Source organism: Neisseria sp. P0001.S005 (assembly GCF_051963715.1).
The window spans coordinates 1-1,089 of the sequence record NZ_JBQCTZ010000419.1; the positions used below are offsets into that span (position 1 = coordinate 1).

Here is a 1,089-nt window from a genome sequence, read left to right on the forward strand (position 1 = left end):
CGTTCGTGCATGTCTTGCGCGCAGAGGTAGTAGCGCAGCATTTTGGCGGTACGCGGATGGCGGTGTTGGCCGCGCAACCGGTAGAAAAGTGCGCCGCGGCATTGGTTGAAGGCGGTAATCACACCGGTGTTGCTCATGGCCAAGTCGATTTGGCGGTTGCCCAACCATGCGGCTTCGTCTGGATCGAAAAAGTCGGCTTTGGCATCGAAGTAGTTGCTGAGTGCGTCGTAGGCGTTGGCGACGGTTTCTTGGACGGGGCGGTGGGGCAGGATGATTTGGAAGATCAGGGTGTTGACGCTGTATAGGACAGTGCCCAACAGAATCATGACTGGGTTGGTCAGCCAGTAGGTCTCGGGGGTGTAGGTCAGTGTGGTGTAGGTGGCGACGGCGAGCGCACCGAAAGCGAAGGTGCGGTATTTGAGGCCGATGGTGCCGAGGATGGTAAAGCCGAAAGTCATCAGGGTCATGGCCAAGATGAAGGGAACGCCTGTGCCGATGGTGCTTTGGGCAAGCAGTGAGGAGAGGGTAAACAGGGCGACGGTGATGACGATGTTTATCAGACGGCCTGTGAGGCGGTTGTCCAAATCGACCAAACCGCCGGCAATAATGCCGAGTACGAAGGGCATGGCGAGTTTGGGGGTGTTAAAGTGCCAAACGAGGGTGGCGGCGATGAATACGCTGGCGAAGACGGGTAGGGAGGCAATGATCAGAGGTTTGAGCGGCGGGGTGTTCATGGTTGGGTTGTTTTATTTGTTATGAGATGAATGATTGGATTTTAACAGGATTTTCAGTCGGTTTCAGAATGCTTGAAATAGGATAAGGCCGTCTGAACGGATACGGGAAAATACTTGATTTCGTTTCCACATCTGTTCAGACGGCCTTTTTTGGCTTGCGCCATTAGGTCATCAGGTTGAGGTCGCTGATGCGGTCGTAGAGACGCTCGGTATTATTGCCCTCGTCGTGCATTTGAATGCGCAGGCGCAAATCGTTGGCGGATACCGCTTGGCGCAGAGCTTCGCTGAGTTCGATTTGGCCTTGTGCGTAGAGGTTGAAGAGGTTTTGGTCGAACGTCTGCATGCCGTTGCTGCC

At 54.7% G+C, this 1,089-nt stretch carries 1 protein-coding gene and 1 pseudogene; both read right to left on the minus strand.

The window, feature by feature from the left end; translation table 11 throughout:
- Positions 1 to 734, minus strand: a 734-nt coding sequence (locus tag ACTHSP_RS20730) for an FUSC family membrane protein (RefSeq protein WP_440346851.1), incomplete at its 3' end; no start/stop codon positions are given.
- Positions 735 to 897: 163 nt separating this feature from the next.
- Positions 898 to 1,089, minus strand: a pseudogene (locus tag ACTHSP_RS20735) (type IV pili twitching motility protein PilT); the annotation flags it as partial.